19 protein-coding genes and 1 other RNA gene are annotated in these 24,859 nt (G+C 38.3%); 18 read left to right on the plus strand and 2 right to left on the minus strand.

Going from position 1 to position 24,859, the window contains the following annotated elements:
• Nucleotides 1-66 precede the first annotated feature (66 nt).
• A complete protein-coding gene (locus tag ACFIK2_RS03165) occupies nucleotides 67-1,119 on the plus strand; it encodes a DUF475 domain-containing protein (RefSeq protein ID WP_375676877.1) in 1,053 nt (350 codons plus the stop codon).
• 451 nt (nucleotides 1,120-1,570) lie between these two features.
• Here ACFIK2_RS03165 and pncA read toward each other — a convergent pair whose 3' ends face one another.
• The gene (gene pncA, locus ACFIK2_RS03170) at nucleotides 1,571-2,179 is read right to left on the minus strand and encodes a bifunctional nicotinamidase/pyrazinamidase (RefSeq protein WP_375676878.1); all 609 of its coding nucleotides are present in this window, start codon (nucleotides 2,177-2,179) and stop codon (nucleotides 1,571-1,573) included.
• 46 nt (nucleotides 2,180-2,225) lie between these two features.
• Nucleotides 2,226-2,762, minus strand: a complete 537-nt coding sequence (locus tag ACFIK2_RS03175) for a hypothetical protein (RefSeq protein ID WP_375618210.1) — start codon at nucleotides 2,760-2,762, stop codon at nucleotides 2,226-2,228.
• A gap of 160 nt (nucleotides 2,763-2,922) precedes the next feature.
• Between ACFIK2_RS03175 and ettA the strand changes: the two genes are divergently transcribed.
• The 17 genes from ettA to murB all read left to right on the plus strand — a co-directional run bounded on the left by ettA (nucleotide 2,923) and on the right by murB (nucleotide 24,840).
• On the plus strand, nucleotides 2,923-4,572 hold the full coding sequence (gene ettA / locus ACFIK2_RS03180) for an energy-dependent translational throttle protein EttA (RefSeq protein WP_375662073.1): 1,650 nt from the start codon (nucleotides 2,923-2,925) through the stop codon (nucleotides 4,570-4,572).
• Nucleotides 4,573-5,158: 586 nt separating this feature from the next.
• Nucleotides 5,159-6,097 (plus strand): ArsR/SmtB family transcription factor, encoded by a 939-nt coding sequence (locus tag ACFIK2_RS03185; protein ID WP_375662074.1) that lies wholly within the window; start codon nucleotides 5,159-5,161, stop codon nucleotides 6,095-6,097.
• 651 nt (nucleotides 6,098-6,748) lie between these two features.
• Nucleotides 6,749-7,009, plus strand: coding sequence for a hypothetical protein (locus ACFIK2_RS03190; RefSeq protein WP_375676879.1), 261 nt, complete (start codon nucleotides 6,749-6,751; stop codon nucleotides 7,007-7,009).
• Between the two features lie 1,580 nt (nucleotides 7,010-8,589).
• Nucleotides 8,590-8,967 carry a hypothetical protein gene (locus ACFIK2_RS03195; protein WP_375618214.1) on the plus strand — a complete coding sequence of 126 codons (378 nt, stop codon included), beginning with the start codon at nucleotides 8,590-8,592 and terminating at the stop codon, nucleotides 8,965-8,967.
• 1,307 nt (nucleotides 8,968-10,274) lie between these two features.
• Complete coding sequence (locus ACFIK2_RS03200; RefSeq protein WP_375633015.1) at nucleotides 10,275-10,784, plus strand: lytic transglycosylase domain-containing protein; 510 nt, start codon at nucleotides 10,275-10,277, stop codon at nucleotides 10,782-10,784.
• Nucleotides 10,785-10,867: 83 nt separating this feature from the next.
• Nucleotides 10,868-11,258: RNase P RNA component class A (rnpB, locus tag ACFIK2_RS03205), an RNA gene on the plus strand.
• 264 nt (nucleotides 11,259-11,522) lie between these two features.
• Nucleotides 11,523-12,521: a 16S rRNA (cytosine(1402)-N(4))-methyltransferase RsmH gene (rsmH, locus tag ACFIK2_RS03210; RefSeq protein ID WP_375642927.1), complete on the plus strand. Its 999-nt coding sequence runs from the start codon at nucleotides 11,523-11,525 to the stop codon at nucleotides 12,519-12,521.
• Nucleotides 12,518-12,922 (plus strand): hypothetical protein, encoded by a 405-nt coding sequence (locus ACFIK2_RS03215; RefSeq protein WP_375634628.1) that lies wholly within the window; start codon nucleotides 12,518-12,520, stop codon nucleotides 12,920-12,922. Before rsmH ends, ACFIK2_RS03215 begins: the two co-directional genes overlap by 4 nt.
• Nucleotides 12,922-14,664: a peptidoglycan D,D-transpeptidase FtsI family protein gene (locus tag ACFIK2_RS03220; protein ID WP_375634627.1), complete on the plus strand. Its 1,743-nt coding sequence runs from the start codon at nucleotides 12,922-12,924 to the stop codon at nucleotides 14,662-14,664. The genes ACFIK2_RS03215 and ACFIK2_RS03220 overlap by 1 nt, the downstream gene beginning before the upstream one ends.
• Nucleotides 14,665-14,687: 23 nt before the next feature.
• Complete coding sequence (locus ACFIK2_RS03225) at nucleotides 14,688-16,139, plus strand: UDP-N-acetylmuramoyl-L-alanyl-D-glutamate--2,6-diaminopimelate ligase (RefSeq protein ID WP_375634626.1); 1,452 nt, start codon at nucleotides 14,688-14,690, stop codon at nucleotides 16,137-16,139.
• Nucleotides 16,136-17,557, plus strand: coding sequence for a UDP-N-acetylmuramoyl-tripeptide--D-alanyl-D-alanine ligase (murF, locus tag ACFIK2_RS03230; protein WP_375655107.1), 1,422 nt, complete (start codon nucleotides 16,136-16,138; stop codon nucleotides 17,555-17,557). Before ACFIK2_RS03225 ends, murF begins: the two co-directional genes overlap by 4 nt.
• Before the next feature lie 21 nt (nucleotides 17,558-17,578).
• Nucleotides 17,579-18,649: a phospho-N-acetylmuramoyl-pentapeptide-transferase gene (mraY, locus tag ACFIK2_RS03235; RefSeq protein WP_375633003.1), complete on the plus strand. Its 1,071-nt coding sequence runs from the start codon at nucleotides 17,579-17,581 to the stop codon at nucleotides 18,647-18,649.
• 4 nt (nucleotides 18,650-18,653) lie between these two features.
• Nucleotides 18,654-20,048 (plus strand): UDP-N-acetylmuramoyl-L-alanine--D-glutamate ligase, encoded by a 1,395-nt coding sequence (gene murD / locus ACFIK2_RS03240; RefSeq protein WP_375633001.1) that lies wholly within the window; start codon nucleotides 18,654-18,656, stop codon nucleotides 20,046-20,048.
• A 142-nt stretch (nucleotides 20,049-20,190) separates the two neighbouring features.
• Nucleotides 20,191-21,345 (plus strand): FtsW/RodA/SpoVE family cell cycle protein, encoded by a 1,155-nt coding sequence (locus ACFIK2_RS03245; protein WP_375632999.1) that lies wholly within the window; start codon nucleotides 20,191-20,193, stop codon nucleotides 21,343-21,345.
• Nucleotides 21,338-22,474, plus strand: a complete 1,137-nt coding sequence (gene murG, locus ACFIK2_RS03250; RefSeq protein ID WP_375632997.1) for an undecaprenyldiphospho-muramoylpentapeptide beta-N-acetylglucosaminyltransferase — start codon at nucleotides 21,338-21,340, stop codon at nucleotides 22,472-22,474. Before ACFIK2_RS03245 ends, murG begins: the two co-directional genes overlap by 8 nt.
• Nucleotides 22,458-23,885: a UDP-N-acetylmuramate--L-alanine ligase gene (gene murC, locus ACFIK2_RS03255; protein WP_375634624.1), complete on the plus strand. Its 1,428-nt coding sequence runs from the start codon at nucleotides 22,458-22,460 to the stop codon at nucleotides 23,883-23,885. Before murG ends, murC begins: the two co-directional genes overlap by 17 nt.
• Entirely contained in the window at nucleotides 23,863-24,840 is a 978-nt protein-coding gene (gene murB / locus ACFIK2_RS03260) for a UDP-N-acetylmuramate dehydrogenase (RefSeq protein WP_375634623.1), read from the plus strand. Before murC ends, murB begins: the two co-directional genes overlap by 23 nt.
• Nucleotides 24,841-24,859 lie beyond the last annotated feature (19 nt).

A 24,859-nucleotide genomic window follows, 5' to 3' on the forward strand; every position in this document is an offset into this window, starting at 1 on the left:
ATGCAAACTTTGGATTGGTACTGGGTGTGCTTAGATGAAGTAGAAAATAAACTTTGAGGAATGATCATGGCCCTATTACGCTATTTTGGGTTTGCTTTTTTTTTCACGATTATTGGTGTCTTTTTAGGAGGGGTTATTGGTTGGTTTGAAACGGAAAGTATTACTGGTTTTCTTAAATATTTTTTTATTTGCTTTGTTTTAGGAGTTTTGGAAATTTCTTTATCTTTTGATAATTCTATTATCAATGCGCGTGTTCTTAGTAGAATGAGTCCATTGTGGCGTCGTCGTTTTCTTATGTGGGGCATTTTGATAGCTGTATTTGGGATGAGAATTGTTTTTCCATTATTGGTGGTTGTCGTTGCTGTTGGGATTAATCCAATTGCGGCAGTCAAATTAGCGATATGGGAACCACATCGATATGCTGAAGTTTTAACCGATGCGCATATGGGGATTGCTGCTTTTGGAGGAACTTTCCTTATGATGGTTGGCTTAAAATATTTTTTTGATTCTGAAAAAGAAGTGCATTGGCTTAATGTTATAGAGAAACCTGCTCAAAAGTTTGGGGCGCTTGTTGGAATTGATATTGCAATTGTTTTGATTTTGATCTTATTGGTTTCAGGTCAGATTGACGCAGAAAATAAAATAACTTTTTTATTGGCAGCACTTTATGGACTTTTGACCTTTATCGGTGTTGAAGTTGTCGGTCATCTTTTGGATACTCCTCAAAAGACTTTAACAACAGTAGCTCACGGGGGAGTAGGGGCGTTTCTTTATTTAGAAGTTCTTGATGCTAGTTTTTCTTTCGATGGCGTGGTTGGTGCTTTTGCCTTTTCACACAACCTTTTTATTATTGCGATAGGTCTTGGTATCGGAGCATTTTACGTTCGTTCTATGACAATTATGTTGGTTGAATCAGGAACATTATTGCATTATCGTTATTTAGAGCATGGTGCTTTTTATGCAATTCTAGTTCTTGCAGTGATTATGTATCTGCAAACGATTATATCGGTTCCTGAAATTTTAACAGGACTTGTGGGAGTCTGTATTATTGGAATGGCATTATATTCTTCGATTCGTTTTAAGCATCGTCAATTGGATAAACATGTTGTATCTAAGTAATGGAGATCTCTTCCTTTTTCAAACTTTTGTTTATCGCATATCTTTGAATAGAAAGAGGTCTTTTATGCAAAATAAAATACTATTTTATTGCTTATTTGCGTTTTTTTAAGTTGAGTTTATTGCATAATACTACCCATGAAGGGAATAATATACAATCTCTAGGATACTTTTTGACCTAAATATAAGACAGAAAGCTGATGCTATACTTTTTACCAGCTTTCAATATTATGACAAGCTTTTGCATTAATGGTTCATAAGAGGCCTTTTTGCTGTTTTTTTGAATGATTTCTATTCATACATTGGATTCTCTTTGTAACGTGTAAGAGAATGGTTTTGAAACAGGTTTGAAATGAGAGAATTTACGATATTCTGAACTCTTACTTAAATATGTGCAAAATAATTTATCCTTTATAAATCAGTGTATTATAATGGTAGATTAGAGAAGGATATTTTAAGAGACCATTAAAAGTTCTATACCGGCTTCGTTCATTGTTTTAAGCATAGTGTTTAGTGATCCGTTTACATCAATACCAGCACAGGCATTTAATGAAACACTGACTTTAAAACCGCATTGCATAGCGTGAAGAGCAGAAAATCCGACACAAAAATCAGTTGCTAAGCCACACATAATGAGCTTAGTAAAACCATGTTCTTTAAGATAAACTTGTAAACCTGTTGGTGTTTTTTGATCATTTTCAAGAAAAGCAGAATAGCTATCCATTTTTTGATTATAGCCTTTTCTAAGGATAAGTTGTGCCTTTTCCACTCTAAGAGATGGATGAAATTCTGCTCCTTGTGTTCCTCGTATGCAATGATCAGGCCAAAGTATTTGAGGACCATAGTCAAGAGTGACTGTATCATAGGGCTTTTTTTCAGGATAGCAGGAAGCAAAGCTGCAATGGTTTTTTGGGTGCCAATCTTGGGTTAAGATAACGTGGTCAAAATGATTTATGAGATTATTGACGGCGGGTAAAATAGCATCACCTTGTGGTACGGCAAGTGCTCCACCTAGTAAGAAGTCATTTTGAACATCAATGACGATTAAGGCTTTTTTTTCCATAAATATATTCCTATACGAGATGAGCTTTTATCGTATTTTTAAAAAGCTATATGTCGTCTTGAAGTTTTGAAATGATATGCTGGATATTGATATTATTTTTATAATTATCAAGCCAAAAGAGGGGAATGGATAAGTTTTTACAATTGGTTTTATAGTTTTTTACGAATTGTAACCACGTACCAATGGGAAGTGCACTGTATTCATTTGTTGCTACGTGTTGATGCAAAGCTTTCATGATCATTGGGCTTGGAACGTCAGATCCCATAAGGCGGCGGTCGTTTTGTAAACGTAATTTAAGCCATATCAAGGCAAGGGGTGAAGTCCATTGCTTTCCGTAGCAAAAAATTGATGAAAAAAGAGAAGGATTTTTTACTGCGTAATATAAAGCCCATAAAGCGAGAAAAGAAGGCGCATAGAGAATTGCTTTTCTTTGTGGTACCATATTACATTGATAAGTCGGTTTAATACGATAAAAATACAATGTTATATCTGGTATGGAAAAGAGAGGCAATGTTTGATAACAGGTTTCAGGTACAGCTAAAAAGATTTGCTTTTTGCTCTTTAGGGGGATGTTTTTTTGCATTCAGGACCATACTGGGGCTTGTGAGATTAGAAAAAATGTACCAATATAAAGCGAAAGCTTTTGATACGACGTAAGTGCTATTTACTGTACAGTTTCAAAAAGCAAAAGCAGTTTTTTCAAAATCCTAATCTTTAATATCGCATAATATAAAGAGAAATTTATGGCACGTCAATTTATCTATCATATGGCTGGGCTTAACAAGTCTTACGGCAATAAAAAAGTTCTAGAAAATATTCATTTGTCTTTTTATCCAGATGCGAAGATCGGTATTTTAGGGCCGAATGGTGCAGGGAAGTCAACTATTTTACGTATTATGGCTGGGCTAGATAAGGAATATACGGGAGAAGCATGGATTTCTGAAGGAGCTCGCTGTGGATATCTACCACAAGAACCTTTGCTTGATGCGAGCAAAGATGTGCGTGGCAATGTGATGGAAGGTGTTGCAGATAAACAAGAAATTCTTGAGCGTTATAACGAATTGATGATGAATTATAGCGAGGAAACGGCTGATGAAAGTGCGCGGCTTCAGGACATTATTGATAGTCAGAATCTTTGGGATTTAGAAAGTCAAGTGGAAATGGCTATGGCTGCTCTTGGTTGTCCGCCAGCCGATGGGGATGTAACAAAACTTTCGGGTGGTGAGAAGCGGCGTGTTGCACTTTGTAAATTGCTTTTGTCAAAACCTGATTTGTTACTTTTGGATGAACCGACAAACCATTTAGATGCTGAAACGACGGCTTGGCTTGAAAGGCATCTACGTGAATATCCTGGGGCTGTGCTTTTGATAACCCATGATCGTTATTTTCTCGACAATGTAACGGGTTGGATTTTAGAGTTAGATCGCGGGAGAGGTATTCCTTATGAGGGGAACTATTCTGCTTATTTGGGGGTTAAAGCCAAGCGTTTGGCTCAAGAAGGACGTGAAGAGGCAGCGCGTCAACGTGCCTTATCACGTGAGCAAGAATGGATTGCTTCTAGTCCAAAAGGGCGACAAGCAAAGTCAAAAGCTCGGATTAAGGCTTATGATGAGTTGGTTCAAGCAGCACGTGAGCGTCGTCCTGGAGAGGCGCAAATCATTATCCCTATTGGAGAAAGATTAGGACAGGTTGTTATTGAAGTTGATAATCTCTCTAAAGCTTATGGTGAGCGTGTATTGATTGATTCTCTTTCTTTTAAACTTCCTGCAGGTGGCATTGTCGGCGTTATTGGGGCCAATGGTATGGGAAAGTCGACCTTGTTTAAAATGTTGACGGGACAGGAACAGCCCAATTCAGGTCAAATACGTATCGGTGAAACAGTTCACATGAGTTATGTGGATCAGAATCGCGATTCCTTGGTGGGGAATAAAACTGTTTGGGAGGAAATTTCTGGTGGAAATGACATTATTAAATTAGGCAAATATGAGATGAATAGTCGCGCTTATTGCGGGGCTTTTAATTTCAAGGGGGCAGATCAACAGCAGAAGGTGGCAAATTTATCAGGAGGGCAGCGCAATCGCGTACATTTGGCAAAACTTCTAAAAGAGGGGGGGAATGTGCTTCTTCTTGATGAACCGACAAATGATCTTGATACTGAAACATTGGGTGCATTGGAAGATGCATTGGAAAATTTCGCTGGTTGTGCAGTTATCATATCGCATGACCGTATGTTTCTTGATCGATTGGCAACACATATTTTAGCCTTTGAAGGTGATGGTCATGTAGAATGGTTTGAAGGTAACTTTGCTGAATATGAGGCTGATAAAGTTCGTCGTCTTGGGGCGGAATCTCTTAATCCTAAGCATGCAAATTATAAACCTCTTACACGCTAGAATTTTTTATCTTATCTCAACTTTGTTGGAATAATAGTGTATTTTATTGCGTTTGTTATTTCATAAATAAAGTGTGTGTGTACTCTGTGGAAGTTTTTATTCATTGAAAAGAGTAAGAGACACTTTATGAAATTATAGCCTAAATAGGGTTGTTCTAATCATGATATATAACCGGTTATTGCTTGTAAAATTGCAATGAAAAGGAGGAGATGAAGAGTATAGTACTACTTCTACAAATGCTCTGGTCATTGAGCATTACCATCTTTACTTAATAAAAATGCAAGCTGGCATCATCATGTTATTTATTTTTTCTCAATGGTATACAGTTTTTGTTTTGAGGTGGGCATAAAAGATATTTTTATCTATATGTCCCCTCCGTTTATGAGCTGTAAGAGAATGATTTGGATTGATTTATCATGAATATTATAACGAGAAGCAGATGGATAAGATCTGTTCGTTTTTTACATTAGCCTATTTTTTTCATAGTATGATAAAATAGAGAGCACAAAATAGATGAGAATATGCGTTGTATACTTGACTTTTTTTCCTATAAACAAATGTTTATAGGAATGTTGAGGGGATAATTATGAAAAAAAGTGCAAGTTTAGATGCAATGGTTGAGCTGCTGAAAGCGGTCGCAGAAGTAAGCCATTTACGTGTTCTTAGGCTCTTACATCATGAAGATTTAACAATCCCTGATTTTATTTTTATTCTTGATCAGTCGCAAGCATGTATATCACGATATTTACGTTTATTGTACGAAGCACGATTGATTGAGCGTTATCAGAAGGGGGATAGCCTTTATTTTAAGCTTTGTCATGATTTTTGGGGTAAAGACATTGTGATGGGTGTTCTTTCGGCTTTGCCAAAGAATGATGTGTTGTTAGCGCATGATTTAGAACGTTTGAAGGATGTTAAAAAGCAGCGTCAAAAAACGAGGAAGAAGTATTTCTTACAAAATGCGTTGCAACGGGATGTATTACGGTCATCTTATATGGCAGATCATGGTGTAGAAAACGCTTTACTTGAAATCATTGGCGATAAACCATTTCAGACGATGCTGAATATTGGAAGAGGTGAAGACTCTATCTTAAAATTGTTTTCTAATCTTTATACGCATGCGGTTCAAGTCGTGCTTGATAGCAATGTTTTTCACTTGTCTGTTGGAGATACAACTTTTGATTTAGTTATTCTTCATTGGGTTTTACATTTTTTTGAAAACCCTGAAATATTCCTTCATGAGATATCAAGTGTTTTGCGTCCTCATGGACGTTTATTGATTGTGGATTTTGGTTATCATGAAATTGAGTCTTCATATTCTGATCAAGCACATACGCGTTTTGGATTTTCGGCTTTACAAATAGAACAATGGCTTAAAAATACGAGACTTGTTCTAGAACAAAAGGTTTGTCTTACTCCTATACAAAATGAAAACAGTGAGAAAGGTATGGTTACGCTTTGGCTTGCTCGTGATCCGCGTTTATTAGTTGACGATATCAAAGATAAACAAGTCAATTTTGCATAAATCGCGTTTGTTGACCTGCTTTATTCTCTGATTTTTCTTAAGGAATAGCGTAGAGATAAAACTTTATTCAATCATTGATAATCTATTGTTTTTTACATTTGTATTATGTTTTTATATGAGAGTATTGGTGTTTTACAGGGGCTTGGTGGCTGTGTACTGTGTAATGAAAGCACCTTCTATAGAGTTAAGCCTATGAGGATCGTTATTTAAGGTGTCTTGATATCATATTTGTTTTATTAGCCAATATATTGATTTTTTAGATTTCAATGATAGGCTCGAATATAGGAATATTTTTTCATTTCAAATTTCCTGTTTCAGAATCCAAAAGAGTCTGTTTGTTTGTTACAAGAGAAGATATTTATCTAAATAATACCGTTTGTAAAAGGAAATACATATTTCTAAATATGAGAGCGGCGGCGATATGATGTAATAGCGCACAATATAATATAGTGATGGCTCATACCTTCATAAATGTCAAAAATGGTGGTACCCAATAGATCTTACGATGTCTCTTTAAAACAGGTGCTTAGATAAGAAGTACCTTGGAATTTTTAGTGAGGGGTGCAAAAAGATGCTCTAAAAAGACGAAGGGGTAAAAGGGTAAGACAATGCATGATTTTCATTATTTAAAACACAGCGTTATGAGCGTGTTTGAAAGTCGTAAAGGCAAATGAAAGGGATGGTAAAGATGGCAATAGGTTTTTATCTTTGGGCTTTTATGTTTCGTTCAAAATAAATGATGGCTTTTTTAAGATTACTCAAACAGACGTAAATATTTTTACTCTAATTGGGCATATAAAAGCTGGGACTGTTTACATGGTTCTCATTTGCTCTAGTCTTTATCTCAAGCATATTGCCATGTTAGGAGCAGGTGTTGATTTACAAGTAACAGCAAACGTAAAAGCTTGGTAGATGACGCCATAAAATTACTCATAAATTAGTAATGGATTGGAGTGATATTCTGAATTTTAAAAACATTTTGTACAACAATGGTTATAATAGCGTATCTGACTTTACGTTTATTTCTTCTTACAAGCATTCATATATGGCGTTTGTCTATGTGTTTTTCATTATATTCATAAAAATAAGATTGACGATAATCTATGGATAGTCCGTGGCTGAAAGTAGAAAAGAAAAGCGTGATATTACACTAAAGTTTCGTATCTCTTTATTATGAGAAGTATGAAGGTTATTAAAAAGGTTATTAAATAAGTCCATTTTTCTTGCCAAAAGTGATTTTTTCTTTTTATGCTTACTGCTCATTTTATGATGCAGCCCGTTAGTATAGCGTAAAATTGATAGGGCATCATCGTTTTATGTTTTTTATCCATATGCTTTTTCTTGTTTGTGATGTGCCGTAGTATGGCTATTCATTGATTCAATAGACGAAGGTTTAAAATAAGGGAATCTCACGTTCTTGAGATCTCTCATGTAAGTTGTAAAATGATGAGTTATGATTGTAAATCAATGCATTATTTACGTTAGAAGAACAGACTATAACAATTTTTGAGCATAGAAACTACTGTGTGTATTATTTTACGGGATCATTTAAATGATAGAGATTAAGAGAAACGGTCTGCATTGATCTCGGTTTGTTATGTTAAAATGCGTTAGAGCCTGTTGGTTATTGTAAAATAGTTTATCGTTATTTGGAATGATTATAGGACGTGATTCGAAACAAATACCTTCAGAGTTCTCATTTTTTCATAAAATTAAGCTGTTTAAATTCTTCATTGATTGTTACATGAGAGATGCGACAATATTTTAATAATCATTTACAGAATTTTTTATGAAGATAGATAAGATTTTAAAAATCTACATTTTTATTTTTGTGGTGATTGCTGTTGGAAAAGTGATTCTACTTTTATATAGTTTGATTTTTATAGGGTGGATACGTAGAAATTACGGTTTTTTTTGATTATGATTATCAGAGTTATGAAAGAAACTATTTAAAAGTTATAATGATCGTAGATTCCAATTGATGCTTCTTGAAATAAAATTGCTTCAAATTGGGTCATTTTAAACTTTTTTTGCCTAAATTTAAACATTTTTAAACAATTTATAACTCTTTATATGTTTTTTTGCGTAGAAGATGATAAGAATTTCTTGTTGTTTAAAGAATTTTATTCCATAGCAAGAATATTGCATCGGCTATCTTAGTGGTTGATGTGAGAGGACGATCGGGGAACCTCCTCCCCCCCCCCCGCGTGGATCCCCTAGATTGTCTGGCCTGACTGAGGATTTCCTCAGTCAGGCTTTTTATAATTTTTTTGGGGGATGTTGTAGCGTGTTATTAGGGGGAAGTGTAAGATCTGTTATTGTTTCGCCTATACTACCTAAATACATAGAGGGGCAGTTTTTGTTGGGCGGATAGTGTTAGCGTATTCATTTTCAATAATTTGATTTTTCTTTATTGAGGCATCGTTGAATGCTATAAGGAGAATCATAAAAGGAATCTATGTTTGTGTTCTATGATCTTTAGGTAAGAGATAATGGAATCTTTTTCGCGTCGTATTGTTTTTATTTTATTTGTATTTTTTATTTTTGGCGCTGTCTTTTTTGCTTCTCAAAGTAGTGCTGTTTATCAGTTTTTTTCCGGTCGCTCTTCTTTTTCTTCTCAGAAGCTTGATGTAACAGAGGAGGAGTTGTTAGAGAGATTGTCTGTATCTTTTCCAGATATTATCAAGCATCTTTCTAAGATGAGTCCTCAACAGCAAGAGGTGTTTATTGCGCAGCTGCGTCGTGATGTAATTGCGCTTGCTTTTAAAAGTGGTCAGAGTCGTGAGCAGGCTCACAAATCTGGTGAAACTGTTGCTATGGCTCTTTCAAAAGCGATTTCTCGTCCTTCCATTGCTAATGCTTATTTTTAGCTATTTTTTTAATCGCGCTTTTGGGTTTTATTTTAAGGAGCAAGAGCTTTTCGTGAAGTCTTGAAAAGTGCGAGGAGATAATTAATTTGTAAGGTATTAACAAAATTTATCTCTCAAAAGGTAAGCAATTGGAGTATAAGGGTAATGTTGCAATCATTACAGGAGTGATAGAAAGTCTATCAAGGGTATTGGTCCAAGTTAATTGCATTATCAATCGCTACAATGACAAAAGCAGTATTGACTATAAAAAAACACGTTAACCGTGTTTTATATGCCGGTTATTTTTTTATTTGATATGAGAAAATAAAAATTTTTTAAAGGATTTAAGCTTTCTTTGTTCTACGGATTTTAGGATATTTATCCACTTGTATGATTTCTGAAAATGAGGTGCAAGGCTGATAAGATGGTAGTCTGTGACAAAGAAAAAATATTTGAATGAAGATGAGGGTTTATTTTTATTTAAAAGGCTTTGGGGGTATTGAGTTTCCTAACATTTTTCAAAAAAACAGACAAAAGTAATTGTTAAGCTTTGTTGTAGAGATAAAGACGGATATAGCTTTTTTAGCATATTGTTTTATAATGATAATTTGTCATTTTCATATTAAGTGAGAATCTTAAGAATTGCAAAATTCTCTCGTTTTAAATTTATTCATGGTGAAAAAATCAAAATCACTTTCTTGTGCACTACAAGTGAGAGGCTTGTGTGGATAAAAGCTCTTTCAAAAAAAGAAGTAAAAAGCTTCTTTGAGGCATCTTGAGAGCTAAAAGTCTGTTGCAATATTTTGAATTGATAAAGAGTATGATGGTTTTAGTATATTTATGAATTTTTTATGCGCAATGATGGGAGCGGGGATTTGTTTTATGATTTGTTGGGGTTTTATCGGACATAAAGAGTGCTGTGGGTGTTTATTAACCAGAGAGAAGTGTTGATAACAGTTTATATTTTTTGTGAAACTTTTTTGATATTGAGGATCTTCGGTAAAAAGATGTTCTTGTCTCTCTTTAAGATGCTATTTTTTTAATATAAAAATTGAGTGATACAATAGTGATAGCAGAAATTTACAAATTATATCATTTTATTTAATACGATATAAGATTAATTATAGTCTCTTTATTTTTTTTACTTTATGATATAGATAAATCTATAATTTGTGCATAAAGAGATTTTCTTTTGTTGCAGAATTTTATCTTGAAATTTTCTTACTATTTCCTTTTTCAAGCCGTTCTTTTGCTTTCTTTTTTTGTACAATACGTTTGCAAATTATTTGCAGCTAGAATTTGAGAATGTTTGAGTAAAGAGAAAGAAAATGCAATTTTTGAAAATCTTGTTAAATACAGCGTGTGCTGTATTTTTTGTATTTGATGTAAGTTGGACTCATAGTGTCTTAAATGTTGCGGAATCAGGAGAATCCTCAGTGATTGTTGCTTCTAAGATTCCTGATCGTCCTTATGAGTTTCTTATTCAGAAACTTGCGAATAAATATAATGTTCCCGTTAATTTAGCACATGCTGTTGTAAAAGTTGAAAGTAATTATAAGGCAGGTATAAAGGGGGCTGCTGGCGAAATAGGTTTGATGCAAATTAAACCCTCTACGGCACGAGGGTTGGGCTTTAGTGGTTCTGTACAGGATTTGTATGATCCTGCGACCAATCTTGAATATGGTATGCGTTATTTGGCACGGGCCTATAAACTCAGTGGTGGAAGTACATGTGGTACAATCCTTAAATATAATGCAGGCCATGCTGCAAAAAAAATGAATTCTATTTCAGCGAAATATTGCGCAAAAGTAAAGACTTATCTGGCTTCATTAAAATAAAAACATCTGTTGAGAGAGGTTTGTCATAAAATATTTTAAGATGCTATTTTCACGGAGCAGAAAATGTTTTATAAATTAGTATGTCAGTCGGCTGGGCAGCCGCGCTTGTCTGATACTGAAATACGGCAGGTGAGGAAAGTCCGGGCTCCATGGAAAGACGGTGCCGGGTAACACCCGGCAGGGGTGACCCTAGGGAAAGTGCCACAGAAAGTAAACCGCCTATTTTTATAGGTAAGGGTGAAAGGGTGGAGTAAGAGCCCACCGCGCATTCAGTAATGAATGTGGCAAGGTAAACCCCACCGGGAGCAAGACCAAATAGAAATGACGTGCAAAATTTAATTTGCAGCCGATTTCCGGGCGAGTCATTCGGGTAGGTTGCACGAGGCGGATGGTAACATCCGTCCCAGATGAATGGTTGCCATGTAAAGTGTAAGCTTTACTCTACAGAACCCGGCTTATAGGCCGACTGATATTTCATGATGATACGCGATATTTTATAAGATCAATTATATATGGTCTTTTATGGAGTCTATGTGTTTGAAATGGACACTTGAGCAAAGAGTGTTTTAAAAAATTATAACATTTCTTTAAGTATAATGCGTTAGGATCTGTTTTGGGATAACTTTAGTTTTTTCGTTCATTGTGATTAATGTGAAAGTTGAAGGCCAGGTTATTCTAAGATCAGTTGCCATGAGAGAGCTGTTGATTTAAGACAGCCTAACTTCAAGACGGATTATTTTGATAAAGCAGGATCAAAGAGCTGAACGCCATATTCCAGTGTTGTTACAGCCAGTTTTGGCTGGGCTTATGCCATTGGTTGGAGCAAAAGTGATTGATGGCACCTTTGGTGCTGGTGGTTACACGCGCGCTTTGTTAAAGGCAGGGGCACAGGTGATTGCTCTTGATCGTGATCCTCATGCTATAAGTGCAGGACAATCGCTTGTTGAAGAATTTTTTCCACGCCTTCGTTTGGTCCATATGGCGTTTTCACAGCTCGATCGTGTCGTTGAAGAGAAGGTGGATGCAGTTATTTTGGATATTGGTGTCTCTTCAATGCAGCTTGATGAAGCAGAAAGAGGTTTTTCTTTTCAAAAAGATGGTCCATTGGATATGCGAATGGCTCAGACTGGTTTTACAGCCAGCGATGTTGTCAATCATTTAAAAGCAAGGGATTTGGCACGTATTTTTAAGATATTAGGGGAAGAGCGTTATGCGGGGCGAATTGCACGGATGATTGAAAAGCGTCGTGTTGTGCAGCCTTTTTTGCGTACAGGTGATTTGGCGGATGCTATCGAAACGTTGATAGGACGTAAACCGGGAGATCGTATTCATCCGGCAACACGTGTATTTCAGGCTCTTCGTATCTATGTTAATGATGAAATTGGTGAATTGGCATGTGGTTTATTTGCTGCTGAACGCGTTTTAAAAGCTGGAGGCCGTTTGGGGGTTGTCAGTTTTCATTCTCTTGAAGATCGTATGGTCAAAAGATTTTTTTCGGCTCGTTCTGGAGAATGTATGAGATCACGCTATCTGCCAGAAATAAAGGCTGCTCCAGCAACATTTTTTCCTTTGTTTAGAGGTGGGATCACGGCAACTAAAGAGGAGTTACAGAAAAATCCTCGTTCACGTTCTGCGAGGTTGCGTATTGGTGTACGGACTGAAGCAGAGGCTCTTGCAGCAGATATGAAATTATTTGGTTTAGCAGAGATTGCCAGTTTTGAAGGCAGCAAAAAATGACAGTTTTTCGTACATTTGATATGATTTTAGTGTTGATTATGATTTGTATGGCAGGACTTACTTATAAGGTAAAATATGATGTTCAAAAACGAATGAACGAAGTTCTTCATCTTGAGCATGAAATTGCTGCAGCAAAAAATACGGTAAGTTTGCTTCATGCTGAGTGGGCTGTGATGATAAGTCCTTCACGCATGCAAAAACTTGCGAAACGTTATCAGAAAGAACTTGGGTTAGAGGTTATACAGCCCCGTCAAATCGTGGAGTTTAAAGACATTCCGGTATGGGTACATGATCAAATTGAAGAAGTGATTAAACAAAATATCTTGGAAGATAATCAAAATATTTTGACAAATAATCGGGCTTCTCAGATCAATAGTGTTGTCCAAAAAGGCGCGCAGTAATGAAATCGACTTTTTTATTCTCACAGAAGAAAAAGCGCTTAAAGAATTCGTTGAATAATCATAATGTTTCTGTTCGTCGTCCCTATTCTAGTCGTCCACGTTTGCTTTTTTCGTTGTTCTGCTTTTTAATTTTATATGGCATCATGGGGGCTTGCCTTATTTCTTATGGGTTGGAAGGTGGACAGATTGAAGAAGCAAAAGGGCCAGGAGTTCTTCAATTGATGGCACGGCCTGATATCGTTGATCGTAATGGTCGTTTATTGGCAACAGATATTAAAACTTATTCACTTTTTGCTGAGCCACGACGTATTATTGATGTGGATGAAACAATTGAATTGCTCTCAACAGTTTTGCCTGATCTTAATTGGCAGGAAACCTATAAGCGCTTAAAAAGAAAATCTAGTTTTTCTTGGATACAGCGGGGGTTAACACCAATGCAGAAGACGCAAATTATGGCTCTTGGTATACCAGGAATTGGTTTTCGGACTGAAATTCGTCGCTTTTATCCTGATGGACCTGTAACTTCCCATATTCTCGGTATGGTGAATGTTGATAATCAGGGCATTGCAGGTATGGAAAAATATATTGATGATGCGGGGTTGAGTGCTTTGCGTGCCGCTGGTCTTGCCATGGAAGAATCATTAAAACAAGTTCAGCTTTCGATTGATGTGCGTGTTCAGGCAATTGTTCATGATGAACTTATTCAGGCTATGAAGCGTTATAAGGCAATTGCTGCAGGAGCTGTTATTTTAAATATACATACGGGGGAAGTTTTGGCTTTGGCATCACTACCAGATTTTGATCCTGGAAATCCTATCGAAGCTTTAAAAAGTGATCGTCTCAATCGGATGACGGCAGGAGCTTTTGAAATGGGATCAATTATTAAAAGTTTTACGACAGCCATGGCACTTGATTCCAATATTTTTTATTTAAACAGTATTATTGATGCTTCAAAGCCAATAAAAACAAGTAGTGGGTATACTATTCATGATTTTCATGGAAAAAATCGACCCTTAACGTTATGGGAGGTTTTTATTTATTCTTCTAATATTGGTTCTGCTAAAGAGGCATTGGCGATAGGGATTGATAAACATCGTGGTTTTTTGCAAAAACTTGGATTACTGGATCGTCTCACAACAGAGTTGCCTGAAGTTGCCCACCCTATTGTACCACATCATTGGAAGGATATCCATTCTATGACGATTTCTTTTGGGCATGGTATGGCAACAACACCCTTGCAAACAGCTGTCGGGGCTGCTGCTTTAATGAATGGTGGTTGGTTAATTGCTCCGACATTTTTAAAACGGACAAAAGAACAAACTCTGCACCATGCAAAACGAGTTTTGCAGGCTAAAACAAGTCAAAATATGCGTTACCTTTATCAATTAAATAGTGATATTGGTTCTGGACGTAATGCAAAAGTAGAAGGCTATCGTGTAGGTGGTAAGACAGGAACAGCTGAAAAAGTTGAAAATGGAAAATATTCTAAAACAAAAAATTTCAATAGTTTTCTTGCTGCTTTTCCTATTGAAGATCCTGCTTATGTTGTTTTAACAATTATTGATGAACCAAAGCCTGCAGAGGGACAGCGTTCAGCAACAGCGGGAATGAATGCTGGACCAATGCTTGCTAATATTATTCGTCGCACAGCTAGTTTTCTTGGTGTAAAACCCGATTTTAAAAAAGAATATGAGCTTCTTTTAAGTAAAAAGAGCAATTCAAGTTTCGTTAAACAACAGTAAAATAAATACAAAGGTGCATCGTTATGTTGTTTGGAACAGTTTTTACAGAATGTGTTGAAGATGAAAGTCTTTCTTCAATAGAAATAACAGGAATAAGTGTGGATTCTCGGCAAGTTTTGCCGGGCTATGTTTTTGTCGCTGTTCAAGGGAAAAAAAGTGATGGAAGACACTATATAGATGATGCGATAAAGCGTGGCGCACGAGCAATCGTTACAGACTGTCATGCTGTTCTTGAGGATTTATCTGTTCCCATTTTACGTGTTTCTAATGTTCGTCATAGTTTAGCGTTGGCAGCTGCACGTTTTTACGGTTCTCAGCCTGAAACGGTCGTTGCTGTGACTGGTACAAGTGGTAAAACATCTGTTGTCTCTTTTCTTCGGCAAATTTGGACTTATGCTGGATTTTGTGCTGCGAGTATAGGAACGGTTGGTGTTGTTTCTCCTAAACGGAATGTTTATGGTTCTCTCACAACACCTGATCCGGTCGTCTTGCACCGTCTTCTTTATGAAATTTCTCATGAAGGTGTGACTCATGCAGCTCTTGAAGCTTCTTCGCATGGGCTTGATCAAGAACGACTTGATGGAGTCCGTTTAACGGCTGGTGCCTTTACTAATTTAGGGCGAGATCACATGGATTATCACACGGGGGTAGAGGATTATTTGCGGGCTAAAATGAGGTTGTTTGATACACTTTTGCCTGTATCTGCTCCTGCTTTGATTTTTGCTGATGATGTTTATTCACAAAAGGTTATTGATGTTGTTACACAAGCACGCCGCCGTGTCTTGACAATTGGTCGTAAGGGGCAATTTATCACGATTAATCGTGTTGAACATCAACGCTCAAAACAGTGTATTGAGTGTCGTGTGGAAAATAATATTTATACATTTGATTTGCCTTTGGCTGGAGATTTTCAGGTAGCCAATGCGCTTATGGCAGCGGGGTTAGCAATTGCAACTGGTGTTTCACCTCGTAAGGTTTTTTCTGCGCTTGAAACTTTGCAGGGGGCACCTGGGCGGTTGGAATTTGTGGGAAAGACAGAAAATAATGCGCCTGTTTATATTGATTATGCCCATAAACCAGAAGCTTTGGAGCAGGTTTTGCTTTCTGTTCGTCCCTTTACGCAAGGGCGTTTGATCGTTGTTTTTGGTTGTGGAGGAGATCGTGATCAAGGAAAAAGACCTTTGATGGGAAAAATTGCGGCGGATAAAGCGGATATTGTTATTGTAACGGATGATAATCCTCGCACAGAAATGCCAGAAAAAATACGCAAGGATATTTTACAGGCGGTGCCAACAGCAATAGAGATAGCAGATCGTGGAGAGGCTATTTCTTACGCGGTGGAGCTTTTGAAAGTTGGTGATACATTAATCATTGCTGGAAAAGGTCATGAGGATGGCCAAATTATAGGGCAGACAACTTATCCTTTTTCAGATCGTCTGAAAGCGATAGAAGCTTTAGAGGACCGAAAGAAATGACAACTTTATGGGATAAGCAAGCACTTGTTGCTGCAGTTAATGGTGTTGTAATGGGAAGCCTGCCAGAAACTTTTTCTGGGGTTTCCATTGATAGCCGTACTCTTGCGGAAGGGGATGTTTTTTTCTGCATTAAAGGGCATCATCTTGATGGTCATGATTTTGCTGCGCAAGCTTATGAACGAGGTGCAGGCGTTCTTATCGTTGCGGAACACCGTTTGAGGGATATGAAAAAGATATCGGCTCCACTTATTGTTGTTCCTGATGTTTTGCAAGCCTTAGAAAAACTTGCACAAGCTGCACGCAAACGTTCAAGAGCTAAGATTATCGCGATAACAGGATCGGTGGGAAAAACAACGACAAAAGAGGCTTTGAAACAAGCACTTGCAACGGTTGGGAATGTTCATGCGAATCTCGCTTCTTTAAACAATTGCTGGGGGGTTCCACTCACTTTAGCGCGGATGCCTATGGAGAGTGATTATGGTATCTTTGAAATTGGCATGAATCATAGAGATGAGATTCGCCCTCTGGTCAAACTTGTTTGTCCGCATGTTGCTCTCATTACGCATATTTGTGCAGGACATATGGGTTTTTTCAAAAATCTTGAAGAAATAGCAAAGGCAAAAGCTGAAATTTTTGAAGGATTAGATGAAAAAGGAATTGCCATTTTAAATGCGGATAGTGATTTTTTTTCTTATCTCGTTCAAAAAGCAAAGAAATGCGGTGTAAAGAAGATCTTAAGCTTTGGTGAGACTAAAGATGCTGATTATCAAGCGCGAGATATACGTCTTCTAACTGATAGTACTTCTATGATTGTGCGTATTGGGGGGCGGGATAGGAAGGTTCAAATTGGTGCTCCAGGACGCCATATTGTGCAAAATAGTTTAGGGGTTATTGCTGCTTGTGATGCTATGGGAGTTGAGTTAGAGCCTGTTCTTCTTTCTTTTCGCTATTTTTCTTCTCAAAAGGGGCGAGGTGTTCGTTATCGACTGTCTTTATCAAATGGGGGTGAATTTTATCTCATTGATGAAAGCTATAATGCAAATCCTGCTTCTATGCGTGCTGCGCTTGAGCTTCTTGCTACAGGACCAGTCGGGGAAGAGGGGCGGCGAATTGCTATTTTAGGAGATATGCTAGAGTTAGGCGAGTATAGTGAAAAGCTTCATCGTGATTTAATAAAGCTAATACGTCTTTCCGGTGCTAATCCGGTTTTTCTATTTGGTGAGGCGATGAAATCTTTAGTCAGTGATTTGTCTGCTGGTGTTAAGGTTCATTATGCTGAAAATATTGAGAAAATTTTATCTCTCCTTTTAGCAGAAATTTCTTCTGGGGATCTGCTTATGGTTAAATCATCCAATAGCCTTTGTTCATCAAATATTGTGACTGCATTGCTTGACCGCTATAAAGCGGTTTCTTCATAGTTTTAAGAGGTTTTTTGTACCATGATGCTGTTTTTTTCTTCGTTTAGTGATTGGCTTCCAGGTGTGAATGTATTTCGTTATATTACTTTTCGCACGATAGCGGCTATGCTTAATTCGGGGCTCATCGTCTTTTTGTTTGGACCTAGCATCATTGCTTCTCTTAAATTGCGGCAGGGTAAGGGGCAACCGATTCGTGCGGATGGTCCTCAAACACATTTTAAAAAGGCTGGAACACCTACAATGGGTGGATTGATGATTTTAACCGGTATTGTGGTATCGGCATTTTTGTGGTGTAATTTATCGAATATTTATTTTTGGGTATCGCTATTGGTTATGCTTTCTTTTGGGGCAATTGGATTTTATGACGATTATCTTAAGGTCACAAAACAAACAGACAAAGGATTTTCTGGGAAAGCACGGTTAAGTTTGGAGTTTTGTGTTGCCGCAATTGCTGCTTTTGTCATCCTACAAATTGGCTCATCTGGATTCGCTTTGCCTTTTTTGAAAGATTATCTTATCAATTTGGGCTGGTTTTTTATTCCTTTTTCTGCTTTTGTTATTGTCGCGACGGGTAATGCAGTTAATTTGACGGATGGACTTGATGGCCTTGCTATTGTTCCTGTGATGGTTGCAGCCTTATCTTTTGCTCTGATTGCTTATCTTTCTGGTAATATGAATTTTGCTGATTATCTCCAAATCCATTATGTATCGGGAGCAGGTGAATTGGCTGTTTTATTGGGAGCTGTTGTTGGGGCAGGGCTTGGTTTTTTATGGTTTAATGCACCACCTGCAGCTATTTTTATGGGAGATACTGGTTCGTTGGCTCTTGGAGGATTATTAGGGACTGTTGCAGTCGCTACGAAGCACGAAATTGTTTTGGCTCTTATTGGTGGGCTTTTTGTTGTGGAAGCTTTTTCAGTCGTTATTCAGGTTGGTTATTTCAAATTAACAAGAAAACGAGTGTTTCTTATGGCACCGATACATCATCATTTTGAGAAAAAAGGCTGGACTGAAAGCCAAGTCGTGATACGCTTTTGGATTATTTCAATTGTTCTCGCTCTCATAGGTCTTTCAACACTTAAATTGCGGTGAGAATGTGATTTCTGTTACGTGTTATAAAGGTCAAAAAGTTGCTCTGTTTGGGTTGGGACAGTCTGGACTAGCAACAGCACAAGCATTGATGCGTGGCGGTGCAGAAGTGGTGGCGTGGGATGATAGTCCTTCAAGCGTGCAGATGGCTTTTCGGCACAATATTCCAACGCGAGATCTCCGTTATGAAGATTGGTCAGAATTTGTTGCATTGATTGTAGCTCCTGGAGTTCCTTTAAATTATCCTCAACCCCATTGGGTTGTTGAAAAAGCACGAAAAAAAAATATAGAAATTATCGGTGATATTGAATTATTTGTTCGTGCGCGCCAGCATTTTTTACAGCATTATGGTTTTTGTGACCAAGATGTTCCTTTCATTGCGATTACGGGGACGAATGGAAAGTCAACCACAACGGCTTTACTTGCGCATTTGTTGGAAAAAATGGGTTATGATGTGCAGGTGGGGGGGAATATCGGAAAGGCAATATTGACGCTTAAGCCATTTGTTAAAAAACGTATCTATGTGATTGAATGTTCATCATTTCAAATTGATCTTACTCCCTCTCTTCAGCCGACCATTGGACTTTTATTGAATTTAACACCTGATCATATTGATCGACATGGGAGTTTTGCCTGTTATGTGCAAACCAAAAGGCATCTTATTGCTCAGGCTTCTCAGGCTTTCATTTCAGTTGATGATGCAGCTTGTCGGGTTTTATATCAACAGTTACTTCATGATGGGAAGCAAATTGAGGCAGTTTCCAAGGATCATTTTGTTGAAAATGGTTTTTATGCAGATGGGACCAAGCTCTTTTCTGTTCGTCAAGGACAGCGCCATATGCTTGCAGATCTTGCTCCTATGGCGGTGTTACGTGGGAGTCATAATGCGCAAAATGCCCTTATGGCATTAGCAACATTGCAGGCTTTAAAAATAACTGATCCTTCTGTGAACAAGCATTTAGCAAGTTATAAAGGGTTGGATCATCGTATGCAGCAGGTGCGTAAAATGGGGGCGGTTTTGTTTATCAATGACAGCAAGGCTACTAATGCAGATGCAACAGCTCCTGCGCTTTCCACCTTTAATGATATTTTTTGGATTGTTGGGGGACAGGCAAAAAAGGGAGGGATAGAGTCTCTTAGAGAATTTTTTCCTAAAATTCGTAAAGCCTATTTGATTGGGAGCGCGGCAGAAGAATTTGCTCGCACTATTGGATCTGCTTTTCCCTTTTCTATGAGTTTAACTTTGAAAAATGCGGTGCGTGAAGCAGCTGTTGACGCAATGGGTTGTAAGGAAAAAGAGGTGACGGTTCTTTTGTCACCTGCTTGTGCAAGTTATGACCAATTTAAAAATTATGAAATGCGAGGCGAAGCATTTGTCTCTTTTGTGATGCAGTTACAATAAAAAGCATCAGTTATAAAAAAATATTTTTGCGTTAAGACTCCAGAATCTTTTTTTGTGTAATTTAGTTTTTAAAGTGTTTGTTAAACAGGCTGGGGAACCATATCACTTTGAGATAATTTATAAAATGGATAAGGTGGATATCATGGTGACGCGTGCAGATAGAGATCCAATTGCTAATTGGTGGTGGACGATTGATCGCTCTATCTTTGCAGCTTGTTTAATTTTAATGGGAATTGGCATTATGCTGTCTTTTGCTGCCAGCCCTATTATTGCAAAAAAAATCGGAATTGCTGATAGTTTTTATTTTGTTCGGTGGCATATCATTTTTAGCATTTCAGCATTTTTTACGATGGTTACCATTTCCTTTTTTTCGCTTTCTAATATTCGTCGTTTATGTGCTCTTTTGCTCATTGTAACGCTTGCTCTTATGGTTGCAACCTTATTTTGGGGTCCAGAATTAAAGGGAGCACGGAGGTGGATTCTACTATTTGGTTTTTCTGTACAGGCTTCAGAGTTTATGAAGCCAGCTTTTGTGGTTATGTCCGCTTGGCTTTTTTCAGAACAGATACGCAGGAGGGGAATTCTGGGTTATACGTTAGCGATTCTACTTTATGCCATTTGTTGTGTGCTTCTGGTTTTGCAGCCTGATATTGGACAAACAGTTTTAATAAGTGCAACATGGGGGGGGCTATTTTTTATTGCTGGTGTACCTCTTACCATTATTTTTCTCTTTCTCATTTTAGGCGTTGTAGGAATTATTTTAGCTTATCTTTTTCTGCATCATGTGCGCGAGCGTATTAATGGTTTTTTGACAGGTGAAGGGGATACGTTTCAAGTGGATGTAGGACGTGAGGCTATTTTGAATGGTGGTTGGTTTGGGCAAGGCCCTGGGGAGGGAACAGTAAAACGTATCATTCCTGATAGCCATACAGATTTTGTATTTTCCGTTGCTGCTGAAGAATATGGTATTATTCTTTGTTTATTAATTATGATGCTTTTTGGCTTTATCGTTATGCGTTCATTGTATATAGCCATGAATACACGTGATTCCTTTATACGTCTTGGTATTACTGGCATAGCAATGATGATTGGCTTTCAATCAGCGATTAATATGGCCGTTAATCTTCACTTAATTCCTCCAAAAGGCATGACATTGCCTTTTATTTCTTATGGTGGTTCTTCGATGATGGCGATTGCGTTTTCAATGGGCATTTTGCTCAGTTTAACACGTCGTTGGCCAGAAGCGCGCCTTTCAGCTTTTTCTTCATCTTCTGTCTTGGATACCCCTTATGAATGATAAAAAAGTTATTGTTTTGGTGGCTGGTGGTACAGGTGGACATCTTTTTCCTGCTGAAGCCCTTTCTGTTGAATTAAGGCAGCGTGGATATGATGTTCATTTAATAACAGATGAAAGAGCACGACCTTTTGTTCGGTGCTTTGATGAAGGGCATATTCATATCGTTTCATCGGCAACATTTACACGACGCCATCCTTTTGCTCTGATAAAGACGTTTTGGTCTTTGCTAAGGGGGATGGGGCAATCGTTGGCGTTGTTTTATAAATTACGTCCTGTTCTTGTTGGAGGATTTGGGGGGTATCCGAGCTTTCCTCCTCTTTTTATTGCGTCCTTAACGAGGCGTGTAACATTTATTCATGAACAAAATGCTGTTATGGGGCGTGCCAATCGGGTGTTGGCAATTTTTGTGCGTGCAATCGCTGGTGGTTTGTTGTCACCAAAAGGCGCTTATGCTCATAAAATACTTTTGACGGGGAATCCTGTCCGTGAGGCTGTGTTGAAGGCGGCCAAAATTCCTTATCATTCTTCAGAGGGAGAAAAGCCATTTAATTTTTTGATTTTTGGAGGTAGCCAAGGGGCTTCTGCTTTTTCACATATTGTTCCAGAAGCTATTGCTTTATTTGATGATAAGAACCGTAAACGTTTACGAATTGTACAGCAAGTCCGCGGTGAAGCAGGAAGGTTGATCAAAATCTATCGTGATATGGGCGTACAAGCAGAAGTTGCTCCTTTCTTTGATGATATGGCTGAACGTATGGCACATGCTCATTTTATTTTGTCGCGCGCTGGGGCTTCGTCCGTTTGTGAGATAGCGGTGATTGGTAGACCTGCTTTGCTTGTTCCCTATCCCCATGCTTTAGATCATGATCAGGCTGCCAATGCAGCTCTGCTTGCTCGTGTAGGTGGTGCGCAAATTGTATCAGAAAAAGATTTAAATGCACAAAAGCTTTTTTCTCTTTTAATGCACGCTTGTTGTGCGCCCCATTTATTAGAAAAACAAGCGCTTGCTGCAAAAAAAGTTGGACAACCTCATGCAACCCGTTGCCTTGCTGATATGGCTGAGTCCTTAATTGCAGGGCGATTGTTGTCAGATATAAAAGAGGAGCTTTTTAATGAAAATGCCACTTGATATAGGCGTTATCCATTTTATCGGAATCGGGGGGATCGGTATGAGTGGAATTGCGGAGGTTTTTTATAATCTTGGCTATAAAGTTCAAGGGTCAGATCAAGTTGAAAGTGCAAATGTTGAACGTTTGCGGAAAAAAGGAATTAACGTTCATATAGGTCATTGTGCTGAAAACTTAGGGAATGCAGAGGTTGTTGTTTTTTCTACTGCCGTTAAAAAAACAAATCCTGAGTATATTGCTGCAAAGGAAAGACATTTGCCGCTTGTCAGACGTGCAGAAATGCTGGCGGAGCTGATGCGGTTTCGGCGTGCAATTGCGGTGGGTGGTACACATGGTAAAACAACAACCACATCAATGGTCGCAGCCCTTCTTGATGCTGGTCATTTTGATCCAGTGGTGATTAATGGCGGTATTATTAATGCTTATGGTACGAATTCTCGTACAGGAGATGGCGATTGGATGATTGTTGAAGCTGATGAAAGTGATGGTACATTTTTAAAGCTGCCTGCTGATATTGCTGTTATTACTAATATTGACGCTGAGCATTTGGATCATTATGGAAGTTTTGATGCTGTGCGTGAGGCTTTTCGGCAATTCGTAGAAAATGTTCCTTTTTATGGTTTTGCTGTTTTGTGTCTTGATCATCCAGAGGTTCAGTCATTGGCGGGCCGTATTGATGATCGTTGGGTGATCACTTATGGTGCAAATCCACAAGCGGATGTTCGTTTTCTTAATCTTTCGATGGATGGTCAAAAAACGCATTTTGATGTTCTTGTTCGCTCACGCAAAACAGGAAGAAAGATTGAGTTGAAAAATTTGCTTTTGCCCATGGCAGGGCAGCATAATGTTGCTAATGCAACGGCGGCGATTGCTATTGCGCATGAACTAGGCATTTCAAATGAAGCTATAAAAAGGGGCTTAGCAGAATTTGGCGGAGTAAAACGGCGTTTTACGCGAACAGGAAATTGGCGTGGCATTGAAATATTTGATGATTATGGACATCATCCTGTTGAAATAAAGGCTGTTTTGCGTGCAGCACGTGAGAGTGCAAAAGGGCGTGTTATTGCGATTGCACAACCCCATCGGTATTCACGTTTGTATCATTTATTTGATGATTTTTCTGCTTGTTTTAATGATGCAGATACAGTGTTGATTACGCCCGTTTATGCGGCTGGTGAAGAGCCTATTGTAGGATTTGGTTCTCAAGAATTGGTAGAGCATATTAAAATGGCGGGTCATCGTGATGTGCGCTTGATACATAGTCTGGAAGATGTCGTGTCTCTTGTCTCAAAATTTGCTCAGGCAGAGGATTATGTTGTTTTTCTTGGTGCTGGCAATATCACACAATGGGCTTGTGCGTTGCCTCATCAATTAGCGGTATTGGATGGTCATGGTAAATTTTCAGCACATTGATGGTGAGGCGCTATTGGCGCAATTGCAACCACTGTTGGGTGGCGTGAGAGGAAAGCTTACACCTAATGTTGAGATGCGTAAGGTAACGTGGTTTCGCACGGGCGGGTTGGCAGAGCTTTTTTATCAGCCTGTTGATGAAGAAGATTTGGCTCTCTTTCTTCAAAATTTGCCTGAATTTGTTCCTGTAACAATTGTCGGTATTGGTTCTAATCTTCTGGTGCGTGATGGGGGGGTTCCTGGTGTTGTGATTCGTCTTTCGCCAAAAAAATTTGGGCAAGTGAAGCAAGTTTCTCCAAAAGGCTTTTTAGTTGGTGCTGGTACGGCGGATAAACATTTAGCTGCTGCCGCTTTAGAAGCTGAGATTGCAGGTTTTCATTTTTATCATGGTATTCCTGGAGGTCTTGGAGGAGCTCTCAAAATGAACGCGGGTGCGAATGGTGTTGAAACTGCAGCGCGTGTTGTCGAGGTCTATGCGCTGGATCGTAAAGGGCAACGTCATATCTTGAGTGTGAAAGATATGCATTATTCCTATCGCCATTGTGATATTCCTAAAGATTTTATTTTTACGGCTGCTTTATTAGAAGGAAGACTCGGCAATAAAGATGATATTCGTGCTGCTATGGATGAAGTTGCCCTCCACAGAGAAACAGTGCAACCTATTCGCGAAAAAACAGGGGGGTCAACTTTCAAAAATCCTGAGAATACATCCGCGTGGCGCGTGATTGATGAAGCAGGGTGTCGTGGTTTACAGATTGGTGGCGCTCAAATGAGTGAAATGCACTGTAATTTTATGATTAATACAGGGCAAGCAACAGGATATGATCTTGAAGCATTGGGAGAAACAGTGCGTGCGCGTGTTTTTGCAAATTCAGCCCACCTTTTACAATGGGAAATAGAGCGTATTGGTCAATTTGAGCGTGGTCGAAGTGTTTCTCCTTTTGATCCATTTCATTGATTTATTGTTCACTAAAAAA

It is taken from the genome of Bartonella sp. AP88XZML (assembly GCF_042195565.1).
In the GTDB taxonomy this organism is placed as follows: Bacteria; Pseudomonadota; Alphaproteobacteria; order Rhizobiales; family Rhizobiaceae; genus Bartonella.